Raw genomic sequence first — 15,700 nt, forward strand, 5'->3', positions numbered from 1 at the left:
TGAAAAGAATGGCTGATTTTTCAAATGTGCAAATGAGTTTACAACGTGGTGCGGGTGCGATCCAAAACAACAAATACATTAGTGCCATCACGAATGGTCTGATGTCAGCGATGCCGATCACGATCGTGGGTGCCTTGGGGAGTCTCGTGAACAGTTTCCCGGTTCAAGGGTATCAGGATTTTTTGGTCAGCACTGGATTGAAAACGATTACGGTTATTCCTTCCGAAATAACGACCAACCTTTTGGCTATCTATGTTGTTTATTTGATCGCTGCGAAGTTTGCCGAGTCCTATGACATCGACGGTACGCCGGCAGGGATTCTTGCCTTGATGAGCTTTTTGATTGTGACACCTTTCAATTATTCCGAAGCGAACACATTGGCCTCGCTGCCCGCTACTTGGATGGGCGCACCGGGACTGTTTACTGCCTTTTTTGTCGCGTTATTGTCCGCGAAAGTTTATACCATTTTTAAAATTAAAGGCTGGGTCATCAAGATGCCTGACGGCGTACCGCCTACCGTATCCAAATCATTCTCCGGTTTGGTGCCTGGATTGGTGCTGGCAGTCATCGCAATGGTCATCCGCTACGTGATGACGTTGACTGCCTATGCCGATATCCATTCGTTCATCTTTTCAGTAGTGGCTGCACCATTGACCAAACTGGGCGGAAGCTTTACGGCTCTGTTGGTTGCGATGTTTGCGGCACAAATTTTGTGGTTGGTCGGTGTACACGGCGCGATGGTTGTCTACAGTGTATTTATGCCGATTTGGACACCGCTTGGTACCGAAAACTTGGCAGCGTATAACGCTGGTCTGGAAATCCCGAATATCGTTTCCGGAAGCATGTTCGGGATGGTCCTATTCATGGGTTCAGGCGCTACCTTAGGTTTGGCGCTGGCGATGCTGCGGGCAAAATCGGAGCAATACCGTGTCCTTGGAAAATTGAGCTTGATACCGAACATCTGCGGCATCAATGAACCGATCATCTTCGGTATGCCGATCATCATGAACTTCACTTTGGCTATCCCATTCATCCTGGTGCCTTTGATCATTGCAGTTACTTCCTATCTTGGCATGCTGACAGGCATCCTGCCTTACCTGCCGGGTATCGCGGTGCCGCTGGGTGTTCCGGTCATCATCAACGGATTGATGGCAGGCGGCTGGAGATGGGCTGTCTATCAAGCACTTATGATCGCTGTGAGCTATTTCGTCTATCTGCCGTTCTTCAAGGTCATGGATAAAGCCGCTTATAAGCAAGAAGTGGAAGCACAACAGCAAACAGAAGCAACTGAATTGGACAACGCATTAGTTTAATATATGGCAAAATGTCCAAACGCTACGGCTTCATCTATGTCGATCATGATGATGAAGGAAAAGGCAGCTTGAAACGCAGCAAAAAAGATTCGTTCCACTGGTACAAGAAGGTCATCGCTTCAAACGGGGCCGACCTGGACTGAACGCCGTGAGCAGGCGCAACATTTTCTGTAAGAATCCAACACAAAAATATAAATAGATCGGGAGGAAAAAATATGATGGGTAGAGTGAAAAAAATGGCTAAAGTAACGGCATTGAGCGCAGTGGTTTTAGGTGGGCTGTTTGCGACGGCTGATCCGGTTTTGGCAAAAGAGTTGAAGACGCAGCCTGCATCCTATGAAACGGTCATCGAAGTGAAGGATTGGGGCGCAACGGTGACGAAGATCATCGTGGACTTGGGCAGACCGGTTCCGCAGGGATCCGTGACGACTGATACATTCAGCGTTAACGTCTCAAGAAGTGACAGCCGTTTGAATCCCTCCTTGCTGGGTGAAGGCATCGTGAACGTCACCAATGCCTACGTGGCCGACAAAGACGGCAATTCGGCCGTTCAGACAGGCAAATATGCGGTACTGGAAATGGAATACGGTCCGACTTTGGCTCTGAGCTCTGCTTTGAACTATCAAGTCGCTACCGGCCGCAATGATTGGACGACGAACGCATACACCATCACGCAGCAGGCGGCAATCGAAACGCCGGCTGGCTCCGTATCCGGTCTGGTCGTCACCGAATTTGCCGGAACAACCAAGGAAATCATCGGAGATTTCGAAACCGGCGCATCGACCTTTGACGATGGCACATTGACTTATGCTGACTACAGCCCGGCGCAGGACAACCAAGAAAATCCGTTGATCATCTGGCTGCATGGCGGCGGGGAAGGCGGAACGGATGCGACAATCCCGTTAGCTGCAAACAAAGCGACTGCTTTGGCTACGGATGAGATCCAGTCCTACTTCGATGGGGCCTATGTCTTGGCTCCGCAGACACCGACTTATTGGATGGACGGAATCGGCGGAAGAGCGGATGGCACTTCCAAGTACGAAGATGCTTTGATGGCGCTGATTGAAGAGTACGTCGCCAACAATCCGGATGTCGATACGGACCGGATCTATATCGGTGGACCGTCCAACGGCGGCTACATGACGATGCTGATGGCGCGTGATTACCCTGGCTACTTTGCTGCCGCTTTCCCTGTCTGCGAAGGTTTGAATGATGTTTTGATCTCGGATGCGGACATCCAGAATCTGGCGCAGACGCCGATCTGGTTCACTGCCGCCGCAAACGACATGGTGCTGCCTCCAGCAATCAATACGTTGCCTACCTACGACCGCTTGTTGGCCGCTGATGCAGATGTTTACTTGACCTTGTTTGATAATGTCGAGGACACTTCCGGTCTGTACACAAATGTGGACGGCACGCCTTATCAATACAATGGCCATTTCTCTTGGGTATATGTCCACAACAATGAAGTGTCGGCAGTGATCGGCGGAACAGAGATCACGTTGATGCAGTGGTTGTCCGAACAGTCCTTGAACGACTGATCTATTTGATGCAGCTTTTATAAAACGAACAGCCTCCGGAAGTCCGTAACATACGGATTTCTGGAGGCTGCTTTTATGTAGTCAGGAGACGTTAAGTGACTTGGTATCAGTGGGCGGACAGTGGTTTGTCGGACAAAGCCCAGCCTTCGATGACGCGTACCCCGATCGGTTCGGGATTTTCTTTGAATTTGACGAACTCCATTGTTTTCTGTTCGATCCGTTCGCCGGTGCGTTTGTCGATGATATATACGTTATAGCGGATGGCGCCCCACTCACCTTCTACAATCATATTATGGAATTCGCCCAGTTCGATGTCATAGGCTTGGAAAAGTTGCCCCATCATGTCCTTGTATTGTTGCAAGGTCAAGCGATCGCTGTAAACATTGTAGTGCGCATCCGGTTCATACAAAGTTTCGCACCACTCCAGCCAAGCATCGTACCCATTGTTCCAATTTTTGAAGCCTTGCTCAAATCTCTCTCTGATCGCATTCTCAAAATTCTGACTCATTATTTTTCCTCCTTTGATTTGGGCTACTTTTGTGTTCTGTAGACCTTGGTATGACTATATCAACAGGGGATAAACTGAACGTAAACTTTGCAATGCGCATCAAAAAGAATAAAAATATCCCGAAATATTCGGGCGGAATATTGTATGATAGTGAAAACTGCAGGGGAGGGATTGTGATGGTTGAACTGGATCGATTGGTCAAATTGCTTGTCGAGAAGATGCTGCGTTCGTCCAAAAAACCGGAGCCAAGCGGAAGTGGGACCGACGAGGGAAAAACAGCCGAGCCTAAGCGCCCAGAGAGAATCTTGGAGGAAACTGCTAAAGACGAAACGGACGAAAAAATGCCTGAAGGGTGATTCCCTTCAGACATATTGGAGCAGTTCGTCATAATAAAGCTTCATGATCAATTCCCGATCGGCCGTAGTGGGTTTGTCGATGTAGATGACGTATTCGGCATCCCAGGTATAGGCGGATGTGCCTTCCAGAAACGGGTTTTCTACTGGCGTTTCGGTTTCCAGCTCGGCGATGAGGACGGCGATGTAGTCTTCGCTTTCGGTTTCGTCATGGAAGTCGAAGTCGTCGCTTGTCTCGATGTAGAGTTTGTAGGCTTTGTTCGGGTGCTCAGCTTTGAATTTTTTGATGATCGCAATTTCTTTGTCCAGATTTCTCATGGTACTTGCTCCCTTCGAAAATGGCTTTGGATCAAGTGTTTTCTATAGGTCTATCATAACATTCTCGACCCGCATCTGCACTCAATAACACGGGATGGATGACTGTTGAGGGCTCATATATTATGATGGGAATAACTAATTTTGAGGAGGGATCAGCATGGAAATCGCAATTTTACAGCACGTGGATTTTGAAGGGCCAGCGGAAATCGAGAATTGGTGCCGACAGACCGGAACCGAATACAGGGTATACCGCCTCTTTCTGGGGGCGGCATTGCCGAAAGCGGAGGAAACGGATTTCCTGGTGATATTGGGCGGTCCCATGAGCGTCTTGGATGACCTGCCATGGCTGGAGGCGGAGCGGCAACTTATCCGTGCACTCATCAGCCAGGGCAAGCCCGTCTTCGGTGTGTGTCTCGGCGGACAGCAGATTGCCAAAGCTTTGGGGGCTGACATTTTTCAGGGGGAATTCCGGGAAGCGGGCTGGCTGCCGATTCGCACGATGAACTCGGAAACGCTAGGTGAACTGCCTGAGGAACTGGTCGTATTCCATTGGCACGGGGAGCAATTCGGCTTGCCGGAAGGAGCGGAGCGCCTGTTCGCAAGCGATATCTGTGCGAACCAAGGCTTTGTCTATAACGACAATGTGATCGGTCTGCAATTCCATTTCGAATCCACAAAGGAGAGCATTGAAAACATTCTCAAGAACGATGCGGCATTCTTGGACGGAAGCACGTATACGCAGACGGCAGCGGAAATCCGTAATTATCCGATACCTGCGAGCAACCGGGAGTTGCTTTATCGCTTGTTGGACCGGTTGAGTCGGAATTTCCGGTGAAAGAGTCTTTCGTCGGCTGTTCGTCAAATGCTCCCGTGCGAACAGCCGACGAATCCCCGTTGTGTTTGCTGATGTGCAGCTGCACTTTTGCGAAGAGTCAAGGAATCTCCTTTGTGTCGGCTGATGTGCAACAGTTGTTTTGCGAACAGCCGACGAACCCTATTTGTAATGGTTGTTCCACGTTTATGCACCTAATATCCGGAAGCGCAAAAAGAGGCTGGGACAAAATCCCAGCCTCTTTCTATGTCTTACAGCAAGTCATTCAATTCGCGGATATCGTCTATCTGTGCATCCGCCGAGTCCAGTTCTCCAGGGAAGCCGAAGCCGTAGCGGCAGCCCACTGTGCGGACTGGATGATGCTCGGCGACCTCGATGTCCTGGAAACGGTCGCCCACGATCAGGTAACCGCCAGGAAACACGGATCGGATCGATTCGAAAATTTCATATTTTGGGATGAAGCTGAAATCTTCGGTGCAGTACATGCCGTCGAAGTAGCGATCCAAGCCAAAACTTTGCCGGTGCGCTTCCATGTATGCCCGGCTGCAGTTGCTCAAAAAGACCAAACGGTAGCCTTTCTCCTGCAATGCCTGCAAGGTTTCCAGAGCGCCTTCGTAAAGAATGGCCTGCCCGGTTTGGGCTTTTTCCAGAAGGATCTGGCCGATCATTTTTGAGGCCTTCGATCGGACTTCCTCATCCAGATTGGGCATGAAATTTTCCCACATCGCTTTGCTGCTGTAGCCCAGCCACTTCGTGATTTCCGCATCCGCCCAATCTCTTGGAGCGGCGTGGCCGGCTTCAGCGAGGTAAGCATAGGCTTGCTTGAAAGCGTGGATGTAATTCTTGGTGCTGTCATGGAGGGTGCCGTCATAGTCAAGGATGATGGTGCGGACCTCTTTGAACATTAGTTTTCCATGAACTTTTATAAGTTCTTAAGCAGGTTGGCCATTTCAATAGCGGATACGGCACAATCATAACCTTTGTTGCCCGCTTTCGTGCCGGCGCGCTCGATGGCTTGTTCGATCGTGTCGGTCGTCAGGACGCCGAATATGACCGGTACGCCCGTGCTCATGGAGGCTGTCGCTACGCCTTTGGAAACTTCGGAACAGACGTAATCGAAATGCGCCGTTGCGCCTTTGATGACTGCGCCCAAAGTGATGACGGCATCATATTTTCCGGAAGCCGCCATTTTTTGCGCTACCAATGGGATTTCGTATGCGCCAGGCACCCATGCCAAGTCGATGGCATCTTCAGCCACGCCATGACGTTTCAAGCCGTCCAAAGCGCCACCCACCAATTTCGATCCGATGAATTCGTTGAATCTTGCCACCACGATAGCGATTTTTAAATCCTGTGCAATTAATTGTCCTTCGATGATGTTCATTTTGTTTTCCTCCTGTTTGGTTGTTTTTTTATAAGTCTAGAAAGTGCCCCATCTTTTGCTTCTTTGTTTCCATATAGCGTTGTGTTTCGTCGAAGATTTCCAGCTGGATCGGAATCCGTTCGGTGACCTTCAGGCCGTGCTTTTTCAATCCTTCTATCTTAAGCGGGTTGTTCGTCAGCAGCCTGATCTCTTTCACGCCCAAGTCCTGTAGCATCTCGTCGGCCATGTAGTATTCACGCAAATCGCTTGGGAATCCCAACTTCAGGTTTGCGTCAACCGTATCGTAGCCTTGGTCCTGCAGCGCATAAGCGTGGATTTTGTTGACGAGGCCGATGCCGCGTCCTTCTTGGCGCAAGTAGACCAATACCCCGCGACCTTCTTGAGCGATCTGCTTCATGGCCGCGTCCAATTGCTGGCCGCAGTCGCAGCGTTTCGACCCGAAGACATCGCCGGTCAAGCATTCAGAATGGACGCGCACGAGGACGGATTCTTCCGTCGTGACATCGCCCATGACCAAGGCGACGTGGTGTTCGTCTTCGTCGATGCTGCTCACGTAAGTGTAAATGTCGAATTCACCGTATTTGGTGGGCAGTTTGGCTTTGCCTTCGCGCTTGTAGAGCTGTTCGTTCTCTTTGCGATAGGCGATCAGGTCGGCGATTGTGCCGATCTTCAGGTCATGCTCTTTGGCGAAAGTGATCAGTTCGGCTGTGCGCATCATCGTGCCGTCATTGGCCATGATTTCACAGCAGAGACCTGCCGGCTTCAGCCCGGCCAAACGCGCCAAGTCGACGGTGGCTTCGGTGTGGCCGTTGCGCGCGAGCACGCCGTTGTCCACTGCCTTCAGCGGGAAAATGTGGCCGGGTCTACGGAAATCCTCAGGCTGGGCATCATCCTCAACTGCCTTCATGACGGTCAAAGAGCGTTCGAAAGCAGAGATGCCGGTGGTTGTCTCGACATGGTCGATGGCGACGGTGAAGGCTGTCCCGTGATTATCGGTGTTGCGGTCCACCATAGGAGTCAGCACCAGTTTCTCGGTGAGTGTCCGATCCATAGGCATGCAGATTAAGCCTTTCGCGTAGATGGCCATGAAATTAATGTTTTCCGGCGTCGCGAATTCGGCTGCGCAGATCAGATCGCCTTCATTTTCGCGATCCTCATCATCGACCAGCACGATGATTTTTCCGGCTTTGATGTCCGCGATGATTTCTTCAGATGTATTGAACATGTATGTTTCCCTCCTCTTAATTTTAGAAAAAGCCGTTCTCTTGCAAGAAAGCTTCAGATAGATTGCTTTGTTTTGTTTGTTTTTTAGGGCTCAGGCCCAGCAGTTTTTCCACGTATTTGCCGATGATGTCGCACTCCAGATTGACCGTGTCGCCCAATTTCTTCTCAAGCAGGATCGTCTCTGCCCCGGTATGGGGAATGATGGACACCTGGAACGATGCGCTGTCGACTGTGGCCACCGTCAGGCTGACGCCGTCGATGGCAATCGAGCCTTTTTCAATGATGTAGCGGAGCAGCGCCGGTTCGGCCGAGATGGTGATCCAGACGGCATTATCATCCTTGCGGTATTCCTTGATCGAGCCGGTTCCGTCAATGTGGCCGCTGACGATGTGCCCGCCCAGTCGGGTGTCGAGCTGCAATGCCCGTTCCAGATTGACGCGGCCCCCCATCTGTAGGGCTCCAAGATTGGAGCGTTGCAGCGTTTCCGGCATGACGTCGGCTTCGAAGGCATCCTTATGCAGCTTCGTGACCGTCAGGCAGATGCCATTGGTGGAAATGCTGTCGCCGATCTTTGTCCCTGCCAGCACTTTTTTGCCGCCGACTGTGACGACGGAAGATTTTTGGCCCTGGCGGATTCCTTTTAAGGTGCCGACTTCTTCGATGATTCCAGTAAACATGAATTCCCTCCCACTTTCCTCTGTTATTCCTTCTTGGAAAGGTATCCTTCTAAGAGGATGTCTTCCCCAACAGTGCTAGCCTTTAGCTCGATCACGCTGAAAGCTTGGCTCAACTTCTCAATTCCTTCTCCGCCGACGGGTGTTTTTGCCGTTTCTCCTCCGATCAGTTTCGGGGCGACGTAGACTTGCACCTTATCGACGATGTGCGCCTCTAGGGCTGAAAAGTTCAAGGTTGCGCCGCCTTCCAGAAGGATGCTGTCGATGTCGCGCTCCCCAAGGACTCTCATCAGTGCTTTCAGGTCGGTCCGGCCGTCCTTAGCGGGTACAGTCAAAATTTCGATGCCGGCTTCTTCTAGCTGGGCTGCCTTATTGCGGTCCGCCCGTTCTGTCGTTGCGATGATTGTCTTGGCCGTATCCTGATCCTGGAGCACTTTTGCTTCCAGCGGGATGCGCAGGGTGCTGTCGATGATGATCCGCACCGGATTTTTTCCTCCCGGAATGCGGGAGGTTAGTTGCGGATTGTCCATAATGACGGTCTGAACACCGACCATGATGCCGGTGAGGGCGCTGCGCAGTTGATGCACCCGTTCCCTTGCGGCAGGACCGGTGATCCATTGCGATTCACCGGTCCTGGTCGCGATCTTTCCGTCAAGGGACATCGCTGCTTTCATGACGACGAAAGGCTCTTTTTTTACGATGTATTTCATGAATATTTCATTCAAGCGACTGCTTTCTTCGGCCAGCACGCCGGTCACCACTTCGATGCCGGCATCCTCCAGTTTCTTGACTCCGCGCCCGGAAACCAATGGATTCGGATCCAAAGCCGCAATGACGACTCGCCCGATCTTCTTTTCGATGATCTTGTCGGAGCAGGGCGGTGTTTTTCCGTAATGGGAGCAAGGCTCCAGGGTCACGTAGATGGTCGCGCCGGCCACATCTTCTATGGCCGAGCGGAACGCGTTCACTTCAGCATGGCCTTCCCCGATTTTTTCATGGTAACCGGATCCGATGATACGCCCATCTTTTACGATGATGGCGCCTACCATTGGATTGGGCGCAACAGCACCGCGGCCTTTTTCCGCCAATTCCAGAGCCAGTTGCATAAAGTATGTATCCTTATCTTGCATCATTCCGTGCCTCCCTTTTCCAAAATAAAGAGCCCTGAACTGTTCTGCTTCAGGGCTCGACAAAGGAAGGCCAGCTAAATAAAGCCAAAAATCCCTGGGCATAGACTACACCCAGGGATTGACATTCCGATTCATGAACGGATGGCGCGAAAACGTTTTTTGTATGACAAATAAACGTAGCGTGCCATTCGATAAATGGTTGTTGTCTTCTTTCATCCAGACTCTGACTGTCGGCTTCGGAATTTAACCGAATCTGCCTTAACGGCTCGTGGGCTTTACCACCGGTAGGGATTTTCACCCGTCCCTGAAGACTATTCAATTAAGTTGTCTCTAGGATAATCCCAATCCGTGATAATGTCAATTACAATTTTTAACAAACAAATGTTCAGCGGCGGGCGGGTTACCGAAGCGCCAAAGGCTAGTATTTGGCTGTAGGAACCATGCCGTATTCTATACAGTAGGATTAAAATAAAGTTTGTAATTCATTAGAATTGGGTATAAAATGAGTCCAATAATAGTTGCATCACGACTCGGAAATGGTCGTTCGCAAGAACGACAGTGAGAATATAATTAAAAGGGGATGGCAGAATTTGGAACAAGTATTTCAAGGAAGAAGCTTATTGGCGGAAAAAGATTTCACTCGGGAAGAATTAGAGTATCTGATTGATTTTTCGGCGCATCTGAAGGATCTGAAGAAACGAAATATTCCGCACCGTTATCTGGAAGGCAAAAACATCTGCCTTTTGTTCGAAAAAGCATCCACCCGTACCAGAGCCGCTTTTACAGTGGCTGCCATCGATCTTGGGGCGCATCCTGAATATCTAGGGAAAAATGATATTCAATTGGGCAAAAAGGAATCTGTTGAAGATACCGCTAAAGTGCTCGGCAGCATGTTCGACGGCATCGAATTCCGCGGCTTCAGCCAAAAAACTGTCGAAGATTTGGCGAAATATGCCGGTGTGCCGGTATGGAACGGCCTGACGGATGAATGGCATCCGACCCAAATGATCGCCGATTTCCTGACGGTCAAAGAACATTTCGGCAAGCTGGCCGGACTAAAGTTGGTCTATGTCGGGGATGGACGCAACAATGTCGCCAACAGTCTGTTGGTTACCGGCGCTATCCTTGGCGTTGATGTCACGATCTGCGCGCCGGAATCGCTGTTCCCGACCGAAGAATTGGTTGAGATGGCACAGAAATTCGCTGAAAAGAGCGGCAGCAAAATCGAAATCACAGCCGATGTGGCTAAGGGCGTAAAAGCGGCAGATGTCCTTTACACCGATGTATGGGTATCGATGGGTGAAGAAGATAAATTCGCGGAACGTATCGAATTGTTGACTCCTTATCAAATCAATATGGAGATGATTGAGAAGACCGGCAATGATGATGTGATTATGTTGCACTGCCTGCCAGCTTTCCATGATACAAAAACGCAATATGGCCAGGAAATCGCGGAAACATTCGGCATGCGCGAGATGGAAGTGACCGACGCCGCCTTCCGCAGCAAGCACGGTCTTCAGTTTGAACAAGCCGAAAATCGCATGCATTCCATCAAGGCGATCATGGCTGCGACCTTAGGAAATTTATTTATTCCAAAAGTTTGATTGACAAAGTGAAAAACAGATGATAAATTTAATGCAAATGTCAAACAACATCTAACACAAACAAAAACTTTGACAAGAAGAGTAATCCATTTGCACAGTGAAGCGAACCTTGGAGGGTGAAAGCAAGGTCAATCGCGATGGATGAAAAGGAACTTTGAGTTGATAAACTGAATGTGATCCATAAAGTTTAATCCGGTTGCCCCGTTATCGCAAAAGTAGCAATACTTGAGTCCGGCCTGCGCGCATGCTGGAGAATAAGGGTGGCACCACGAACTTTCGTCCCTATACTGAATCTATTTGATTTGGTATAGGCACGGAAGTTTTTTTGTATATCTGCAAGTCTTGGTAAGACGGGCTCGGCCTATTTTTACTACAAACATTATCGAGGGGGATGGGAAGTATGATTCATGTCAGTATCATTGGAGCAACAGGTTACACGGGGGTGGAATTAGTCCGATTATTGGGATTGCGCGAGGATGTGGTCTTGGATCATCTGACCTCCCGCACATACGCGGGCCAAAAGATCCAGCATCTTTTCCCGCACCTATTGGGCAACGTCGATCACACCTGCGAAGAATTGGATCTGGAACAAGTGACGACGGACAGCGATGTGATCTTTGTGGCCTTGCCGCATGGACACGCGTTACCGATAGCCAAAAAAGCCAAAGAAAAAGGCAAAAAAGTCATCGATCTGGGAGCCGATTTCCGGTTGAAGGATGCAACGGTCTATGAAGAATGGTACAAAGTCCCGCACACAGAGCCGGAACTTTTGGAAGAAGCCGTGTACGGTCTGCCTGAATGGGACCGCGATGCAATCAAGGATGCAACAGTGATCGCGAATCCGGGTTGCTTCGTGACCAGCATCCTTTTGGGCTTGATGCCGTTGATGAAAAAAGGGTGGGTCGTGCCGAACAGCATCGTCTGCGATTCCAAATCCGGCACATCCGGAGCGGGCCGCGCCGGCAACGTTGCGAATCTCTTCACTGAGGTGGAAAGCAGCTTCAAAGCCTACGGTGTAGCACATCACCGCCACACACCGGAAATCGAGCAGCTGTTGACGCAGATGGCCGGCACGGACACCATGATTCAGTTCACGCCGCATCTTGTGCCGATGAGCCGAGGCATCCTCAGCACCATCTATGCGACGGTCACCGAGGGACATACAGCGGACGAAATCCACGCCCTTTTTGAGGAGACTTACGCAGACGAAGCGTTTGTGCAGGTGCTGCCTGCAGGCATGTGGCCAATGACGAAATCGGTAAAAGGCACAAACAACTGCCAATTGGGTGTCACCTACGACGAACGCACAGGCCGGGTCATCATCGTGTCGGTCATCGATAACTTGATGAAGGGTGCTGCCGGCCAAGCCGTGCAAAACATGAACCTGATGTTCGGGCTTGCCGAAACGACAGGATTACAGATGATAGGGCTTTTCCCGTAATAACGGAAGACTGAAGGAGGAAACGGACGACATGATAAAGAAATTACATAAAAGCGGTGTGACTACTGCTGCAGGTGTGCAAGCTGCAGGTATCCACGCCGGGTTCAAGAAACGCAAAAAGGACATGGCGCTGCTGTATTTCCCTGATGGGGCGACGGTTGCGGGCGTCTTTACCAAAAATAAAGTCAAAGCGGCTCCGGTCCAGTACGATCAACAAGCCTTGCAGCAACAGGATCGCTTCAAGGCGATCCTGATCAACAGCGGCAACGCAAATGCTTGTACAGGAAAACAAGGCAAAGCCGATGTGGAAGAGACCGTGAAGCTCCTTTCTGCAGAACTGAACATCCAACCGGAAGAGGTGTTGGTGTCTTCGACAGGCGTTATCGGGATGTTCATGAACATGGAGACAATGAAAAAAGGGGTTCAGGCGATTGTGCCGGAAGTTTCCGAATTTGGCGGCGCTGCTGCTAGCAAAGCGATCATGACGACGGATACGGTTCCGAAAGAAGTCAGCTTCACCTTTGAAGTCGCCGGCAAGACCGCTACCATCGGCGGCATGGTCAAAGGATCCGGGATGATCCATCCGAACCTTGGCACGATGCTGGGCTACATCACAACCGATGTCGCAATCGGCCAAACAGCCTTGCAAGCGATGTTATTGAAAGCCGCTGATGCGACCTTCAACCACGCGACCATCGATGGGGACACGAGCACGAACGATTCCGTCTTTGTTGCGGCTACCGGCAAGCTCGATAATCCGCTGATCGCTTCCGCGGATGATGCCGGCTATGCCGAGGTCGAAGCGGCTGTCTTGTCCATCTGCTCCCAATTGGCGCAGCTTTTGGTCAAGGACGGTGAAGGGGCGACAAAATTTGTCGAGGTCCTGGTTTCCGGCGCGAAGACAATGGTTGATGCCGTTTCGATCGGCAAATCGGTCGCTACTTCCAGCCTCGTGAAAACAGCGATGTTCGGCGAGGATGCCAACTGGGGCCGGGTCATTACGGCTGCTGGTTATGCGGAAACGGAATACTTCGATGCCGACGTGATCGACATCGCATTCTCAAGCAAGAACGGCGAAATCAAGCTTTGCGAAGCAGGGATGGGCGTCGTCTTCGATGAAGAACTTGCGAAAAAAATACTGGAAGCAGATGAAATCAATATTTTGATCGACCTACATTTGGGAACAGAAGCCGCCAGCACGTGGACATGCGACTTCTCTTACGACTACGTGAAAATAAATGCGGATTACAGGAGCTGAGAGCGGGATGAAGATGAACAAGAGCAATTGTGAAAAAGCCGAAATGCTTGTCGAAGTACTGCCTTACGTCAACCGTTTCCGTGATAAGATCATCGTCATCAAATACGGCGGCAATGCCATGATCAATGAAGATCTGAAAAAAGCCGTTATGCAGGACCTGTTGTTGATGAAATCAGTGGGGATGCACCCTATCCTTGTCCACGGCGGCGGGCCAGCCATCAACGATATGCTTAAAAAGCTGAAGGTCGAGAGCCACTTCGAACAGGGGTTACGTGTGACAGACAAAGAGACGATGGAAATCGTCGAAATGGTGTTGGCTGGTAAAGTCAACAAGGATATCGTCGGCACGCTGAACCAACTCGGTGGCAAAGGCATCGGTTTGTCAGGGAAAGATGGCAATCTGATCTTGGCGCGTAAAAAATATCTGGAAAAGAACGGCGAAAAAATCGACATCGGATATGTGGGCGAAGTGGAAGAAGTAAACAAGGAAATGCTGGAGTCACTCATCTATAGCGGCTATATCCCGATCATTTCCTCCATCGGGATGGGCAAGGACGGGATGAGCTACAACATCAACGCCGATTATGTGGCCGGCTCTATTGCAAAGGCCGTTCAGGCAAACAAATTCATCCTGCTGACCGATGTGGAAGGGATTTTCCGCGATTACCATGATAAGGATTCCCTCATCTCGCGGATTACGCTCGAAGAGATTGAAGCATTGGAAGCGGATGGCGTCATTTCAGGCGGAATGGTGCCGAAGGTTGACTGCTGCATCGACGCATTGCGCGGCGGTGTGGATGGAGCGCACATCATCGATGGCCGTTTGCGCCACTCGATTTTGTTGGAAGTGTTTTTCGACGAAGGGATCGGCACGATGATCGATCGTGAGAAGGAAGGGGTATTGGAACAATGAATGAAGAGATAAAAACAAAAGGGCAAGCCTACTTGATGAATACCTTCAACCGCGGAGCCATCTGCATGGTCGAAGGGCAAGGCAGCTACCTGAAGGATGCGGACGGCAAGCAATATTTGGATTTCCTGGCAGGCATAGCCGTGAACGCGTTAGGACATAATCATCCGAAAGTGACGGCGGCGATAGCGGAACAGGCGGCCAAACTGATCCACTGCTCGAACTTTTATTGGATTGAGCCGCAAGTGCAGTTGGCGGAAAAACTGATCACGAATTCCGTTTTGGATAAGATCTTTTTCGGCAATAGCGGCGCGGAAGCGAATGAAGGGGCCATCAAGTTGGCGCGCAAATACGGACGTGAAGTCCACGGCGAAGGCTGCTACGAGATCATCACTGCCGATAATTCCTTCCACGGCCGCACATTGGCGACGCTGACGGCGACCGGCCAAAAGCAATTCCATAAAGATTACGATCCCTTCATGGAAGGTTTCCACTATGTCCCTTTCAATGACTTTGAGGCTTTGGCAGCCAAAGTTACGGAAAAGACATGCGCAATCCTTTTGGAGCCGATCCAAGGCGAAGGCGGCGTCTACGTGGGCGATCAAGCCTACCTGGAGCAAGTGCGCGCACTCTGCGACGAAAAAGATATCCTGTTGATCTTTGATGAAGTCCAAACAGGCGTGGGCCGCACCGGCAAGCTGTTCGCCTACGAAGGCTATGGCGTTGAGCCGGATGTGATGACTTTAGCGAAGGCTTTGGGCAATGGCGTTCCGATAGGCGCGTTGCTGGCTAAGGATGCTGTCGCTTCCCACTTCAAACCGGGCGACCACGGTTCGACTTTCGGTGGCAATCCGCTGGTCTGTGCGGCAGCTTTCGCAACCATGCAAGCGATCGAAGACGAGCATATCCTGGCGAACGTCAATGAGATGGGCAGCTATTTCGAAGAGAAATTAATGGCATTCAAGGAAAAATATGACTTCATCCTCGATGTGCGCGGCAAAGGCTTGTTGCTCGGGATGGAATTGGCGATGAAGGGAAGCGACATCGTCGCGAAGTGCATGGAAAAAGGCGTCATCATCAACTGCACGCATGATACGGTATTGCGTTTCCTTCCGCCGCTGAATGTCACAAGCGCGGAAATCGACAAGGCTGTTGCAGTGATGGATGAGGTTTTTCAAACAATTGAAGCTTAAAGAAAGGACGGTAAAGC

16 protein-coding genes, 1 pseudogene, 1 riboswitch and 1 other annotated feature are annotated in these 15,700 nt (G+C 50.6%); of the genes and pseudogenes, 10 read left to right on the forward strand and 7 right to left on the reverse strand.

What is annotated here, in order from left to right; all coding sequences use genetic code 11:
* The first annotated feature begins 8 nt into the window (after nucleotides 1–8).
* The 3 genes and pseudogenes from AC0J5I_RS04505 (at nucleotide 9) to AC0J5I_RS04515 (ending at nucleotide 2,854) form a co-directional block, all read left to right on the forward strand.
* Complete coding sequence (locus AC0J5I_RS04505) at nucleotides 9–1,313, forward strand: PTS sugar transporter subunit IIC (protein ID WP_475304273.1); 1,305 nt, start codon at nucleotides 9–11, stop codon at nucleotides 1,311–1,313.
* 5 nt (nucleotides 1,314–1,318) lie between these two features.
* Nucleotides 1,319–1,456: pseudogene (locus AC0J5I_RS04510) on the forward strand (family 1 glycosylhydrolase); the annotation flags it as partial.
* A gap of 72 nt (nucleotides 1,457–1,528) precedes the next feature.
* Entirely contained in the window at nucleotides 1,529–2,854 is a 1,326-nt protein-coding gene (locus AC0J5I_RS04515) for a prolyl oligopeptidase family serine peptidase (RefSeq protein ID WP_475304277.1), read from the forward strand.
* Between the two features lie 106 nt (nucleotides 2,855–2,960).
* On the opposite strand, the gene AC0J5I_RS04520 is transcribed toward AC0J5I_RS04515, so the two are convergent.
* Entirely contained in the window at nucleotides 2,961–3,362 is a 402-nt protein-coding gene (locus AC0J5I_RS04520; RefSeq protein ID WP_475304281.1) for a nuclear transport factor 2-like protein, read from the reverse strand.
* A gap of 176 nt (nucleotides 3,363–3,538) precedes the next feature.
* Between AC0J5I_RS04520 and AC0J5I_RS04525 the strand changes: the two genes are divergently transcribed.
* A complete protein-coding gene (locus AC0J5I_RS04525) occupies nucleotides 3,539–3,718 on the forward strand; it encodes a hypothetical protein (RefSeq protein WP_475304285.1) in 180 nt (59 codons plus the stop codon).
* Nucleotides 3,719–3,724: 6 nt separating this feature from the next.
* On the opposite strand, the gene AC0J5I_RS04530 is transcribed toward AC0J5I_RS04525, so the two are convergent.
* Nucleotides 3,725–4,033 (reverse strand): hypothetical protein, encoded by a 309-nt coding sequence (locus tag AC0J5I_RS04530; RefSeq protein ID WP_475304289.1) that lies wholly within the window; start codon nucleotides 4,031–4,033, stop codon nucleotides 3,725–3,727.
* Between the two features lie 157 nt (nucleotides 4,034–4,190).
* Between AC0J5I_RS04530 and AC0J5I_RS04535 the strand changes: the two genes are divergently transcribed.
* Complete coding sequence (locus tag AC0J5I_RS04535) at nucleotides 4,191–4,868, forward strand: type 1 glutamine amidotransferase (RefSeq protein WP_475304294.1); 678 nt, start codon at nucleotides 4,191–4,193, stop codon at nucleotides 4,866–4,868.
* A 248-nt stretch (nucleotides 4,869–5,116) separates the two neighbouring features.
* Here AC0J5I_RS04535 and AC0J5I_RS04540 read toward each other — a convergent pair whose 3' ends face one another.
* The 5 genes from AC0J5I_RS04540 to ribD are packed head-to-tail and all read right to left on the reverse strand — an operon-like array spanning nucleotide 5,117 to nucleotide 9,280.
* Complete coding sequence (locus AC0J5I_RS04540) at nucleotides 5,117–5,770, reverse strand: HAD family hydrolase (protein ID WP_475304298.1); 654 nt, start codon at nucleotides 5,768–5,770, stop codon at nucleotides 5,117–5,119.
* Between the two features lie 17 nt (nucleotides 5,771–5,787).
* Nucleotides 5,788–6,249, reverse strand: a complete 462-nt coding sequence (gene ribH, locus AC0J5I_RS04545) for a 6,7-dimethyl-8-ribityllumazine synthase (protein ID WP_086942839.1) — start codon at nucleotides 6,247–6,249, stop codon at nucleotides 5,788–5,790.
* Between the two features lie 28 nt (nucleotides 6,250–6,277).
* Entirely contained in the window at nucleotides 6,278–7,474 is a 1,197-nt protein-coding gene (locus tag AC0J5I_RS04550) for a bifunctional 3,4-dihydroxy-2-butanone-4-phosphate synthase/GTP cyclohydrolase II (protein WP_475304305.1), read from the reverse strand.
* 22 nt (nucleotides 7,475–7,496) lie between these two features.
* Complete coding sequence (locus AC0J5I_RS04555; protein WP_475304308.1) at nucleotides 7,497–8,150, reverse strand: riboflavin synthase; 654 nt, start codon at nucleotides 8,148–8,150, stop codon at nucleotides 7,497–7,499.
* A 23-nt stretch (nucleotides 8,151–8,173) separates the two neighbouring features.
* Nucleotides 8,174–9,280, reverse strand: a complete 1,107-nt coding sequence (ribD, locus tag AC0J5I_RS04560) for a bifunctional diaminohydroxyphosphoribosylaminopyrimidine deaminase/5-amino-6-(5-phosphoribosylamino)uracil reductase RibD (protein WP_475304312.1) — start codon at nucleotides 9,278–9,280, stop codon at nucleotides 8,174–8,176.
* 197 nt (nucleotides 9,281–9,477) lie between these two features.
* A riboswitch (FMN riboswitch) is annotated at nucleotides 9,478–9,593 on the reverse strand.
* Nucleotides 9,594–9,813: 220 nt separating this feature from the next.
* Between ribD and argF the strand changes: the two genes are divergently transcribed.
* From argF to AC0J5I_RS04585, 5 genes are all read left to right on the forward strand, one after another.
* The gene (gene argF / locus AC0J5I_RS04565) at nucleotides 9,814–10,881 is read left to right on the forward strand and encodes an ornithine carbamoyltransferase (protein ID WP_475305526.1); all 1,068 of its coding nucleotides are present in this window, start codon (nucleotides 9,814–9,816) and stop codon (nucleotides 10,879–10,881) included.
* Nucleotides 10,882–10,941: 60 nt separating this feature from the next.
* Nucleotides 10,942–11,168 (forward strand) — a binding site (T-box leader).
* A gap of 113 nt (nucleotides 11,169–11,281) precedes the next feature.
* Nucleotides 11,282–12,322 (forward strand): N-acetyl-gamma-glutamyl-phosphate reductase, encoded by a 1,041-nt coding sequence (gene argC / locus AC0J5I_RS04570; protein WP_475304315.1) that lies wholly within the window; start codon nucleotides 11,282–11,284, stop codon nucleotides 12,320–12,322.
* A gap of 31 nt (nucleotides 12,323–12,353) precedes the next feature.
* Nucleotides 12,354–13,580: a bifunctional glutamate N-acetyltransferase/amino-acid acetyltransferase ArgJ gene (argJ, locus tag AC0J5I_RS04575; RefSeq protein WP_475304316.1), complete on the forward strand. Its 1,227-nt coding sequence runs from the start codon at nucleotides 12,354–12,356 to the stop codon at nucleotides 13,578–13,580.
* A gap of 7 nt (nucleotides 13,581–13,587) precedes the next feature.
* The gene (gene argB / locus AC0J5I_RS04580) at nucleotides 13,588–14,493 is read left to right on the forward strand and encodes an acetylglutamate kinase (protein ID WP_475304317.1); all 906 of its coding nucleotides are present in this window, start codon (nucleotides 13,588–13,590) and stop codon (nucleotides 14,491–14,493) included.
* Complete coding sequence (locus AC0J5I_RS04585) at nucleotides 14,490–15,683, forward strand: acetylornithine transaminase (protein WP_475304318.1); 1,194 nt, start codon at nucleotides 14,490–14,492, stop codon at nucleotides 15,681–15,683. Before argB ends, AC0J5I_RS04585 begins: the two co-directional genes overlap by 4 nt.
* Nucleotides 15,684–15,700 lie beyond the last annotated feature (17 nt).

Source organism: Trichococcus sp. TS_SC_9 (assembly GCF_056156325.1).

What these genes read in the sequence shown, in the direction of transcription:
- argB (WP_475304317.1), top strand. Translation starts at nt 13,588, where the DNA reads ATGAAGATGAACAAGAGCAATTGTGAAAAAGCCGAAATGCTTGTCGAA.
- ribH (WP_086942839.1), bottom strand. Translation starts at nt 6,249, where the DNA reads ATGAACATCATCGAAGGACAATTAATTGCACAGGATTTAAAAATCGCT.
- AC0J5I_RS04550 (WP_475304305.1), bottom strand. Translation starts at nt 7,474, where the DNA reads ATGTTCAATACATCTGAAGAAATCATCGCGGACATCAAAGCCGGAAAA.
- argC (WP_475304315.1), top strand. Translation starts at nt 11,282, where the DNA reads ATGATTCATGTCAGTATCATTGGAGCAACAGGTTACACGGGGGTGGAA.
- AC0J5I_RS04530 (WP_475304289.1), bottom strand. Translation starts at nt 4,033, where the DNA reads ATGAGAAATCTGGACAAAGAAATTGCGATCATCAAAAAATTCAAAGCT.
- AC0J5I_RS04525 (WP_475304285.1), top strand. Translation starts at nt 3,539, where the DNA reads ATGGTTGAACTGGATCGATTGGTCAAATTGCTTGTCGAGAAGATGCTG.
- AC0J5I_RS04505 (WP_475304273.1), top strand. Translation starts at nt 9, where the DNA reads ATGGCTGATTTTTCAAATGTGCAAATGAGTTTACAACGTGGTGCGGGT.
- argJ (WP_475304316.1), top strand. Translation starts at nt 12,354, where the DNA reads ATGATAAAGAAATTACATAAAAGCGGTGTGACTACTGCTGCAGGTGTG.
- AC0J5I_RS04515 (WP_475304277.1), top strand. Translation starts at nt 1,529, where the DNA reads ATGATGGGTAGAGTGAAAAAAATGGCTAAAGTAACGGCATTGAGCGCA.
- AC0J5I_RS04535 (WP_475304294.1), top strand. Translation starts at nt 4,191, where the DNA reads ATGGAAATCGCAATTTTACAGCACGTGGATTTTGAAGGGCCAGCGGAA.
- argF (WP_475305526.1), top strand. Translation starts at nt 9,814, where the DNA reads ATGGTCGTTCGCAAGAACGACAGTGAGAATATAATTAAAAGGGGATGG.
- AC0J5I_RS04520 (WP_475304281.1), bottom strand. Translation starts at nt 3,362, where the DNA reads ATGAGTCAGAATTTTGAGAATGCGATCAGAGAGAGATTTGAGCAAGGC.
- AC0J5I_RS04555 (WP_475304308.1), bottom strand. Translation starts at nt 8,150, where the DNA reads ATGTTTACTGGAATCATCGAAGAAGTCGGCACCTTAAAAGGAATCCGC.
- AC0J5I_RS04585 (WP_475304318.1), top strand. Translation starts at nt 14,490, where the DNA reads ATGAATGAAGAGATAAAAACAAAAGGGCAAGCCTACTTGATGAATACC.
- ribD (WP_475304312.1), bottom strand. Translation starts at nt 9,280, where the DNA reads ATGATGCAAGATAAGGATACATACTTTATGCAACTGGCTCTGGAATTG.
- AC0J5I_RS04540 (WP_475304298.1), bottom strand. Translation starts at nt 5,770, where the DNA reads ATGTTCAAAGAGGTCCGCACCATCATCCTTGACTATGACGGCACCCTC.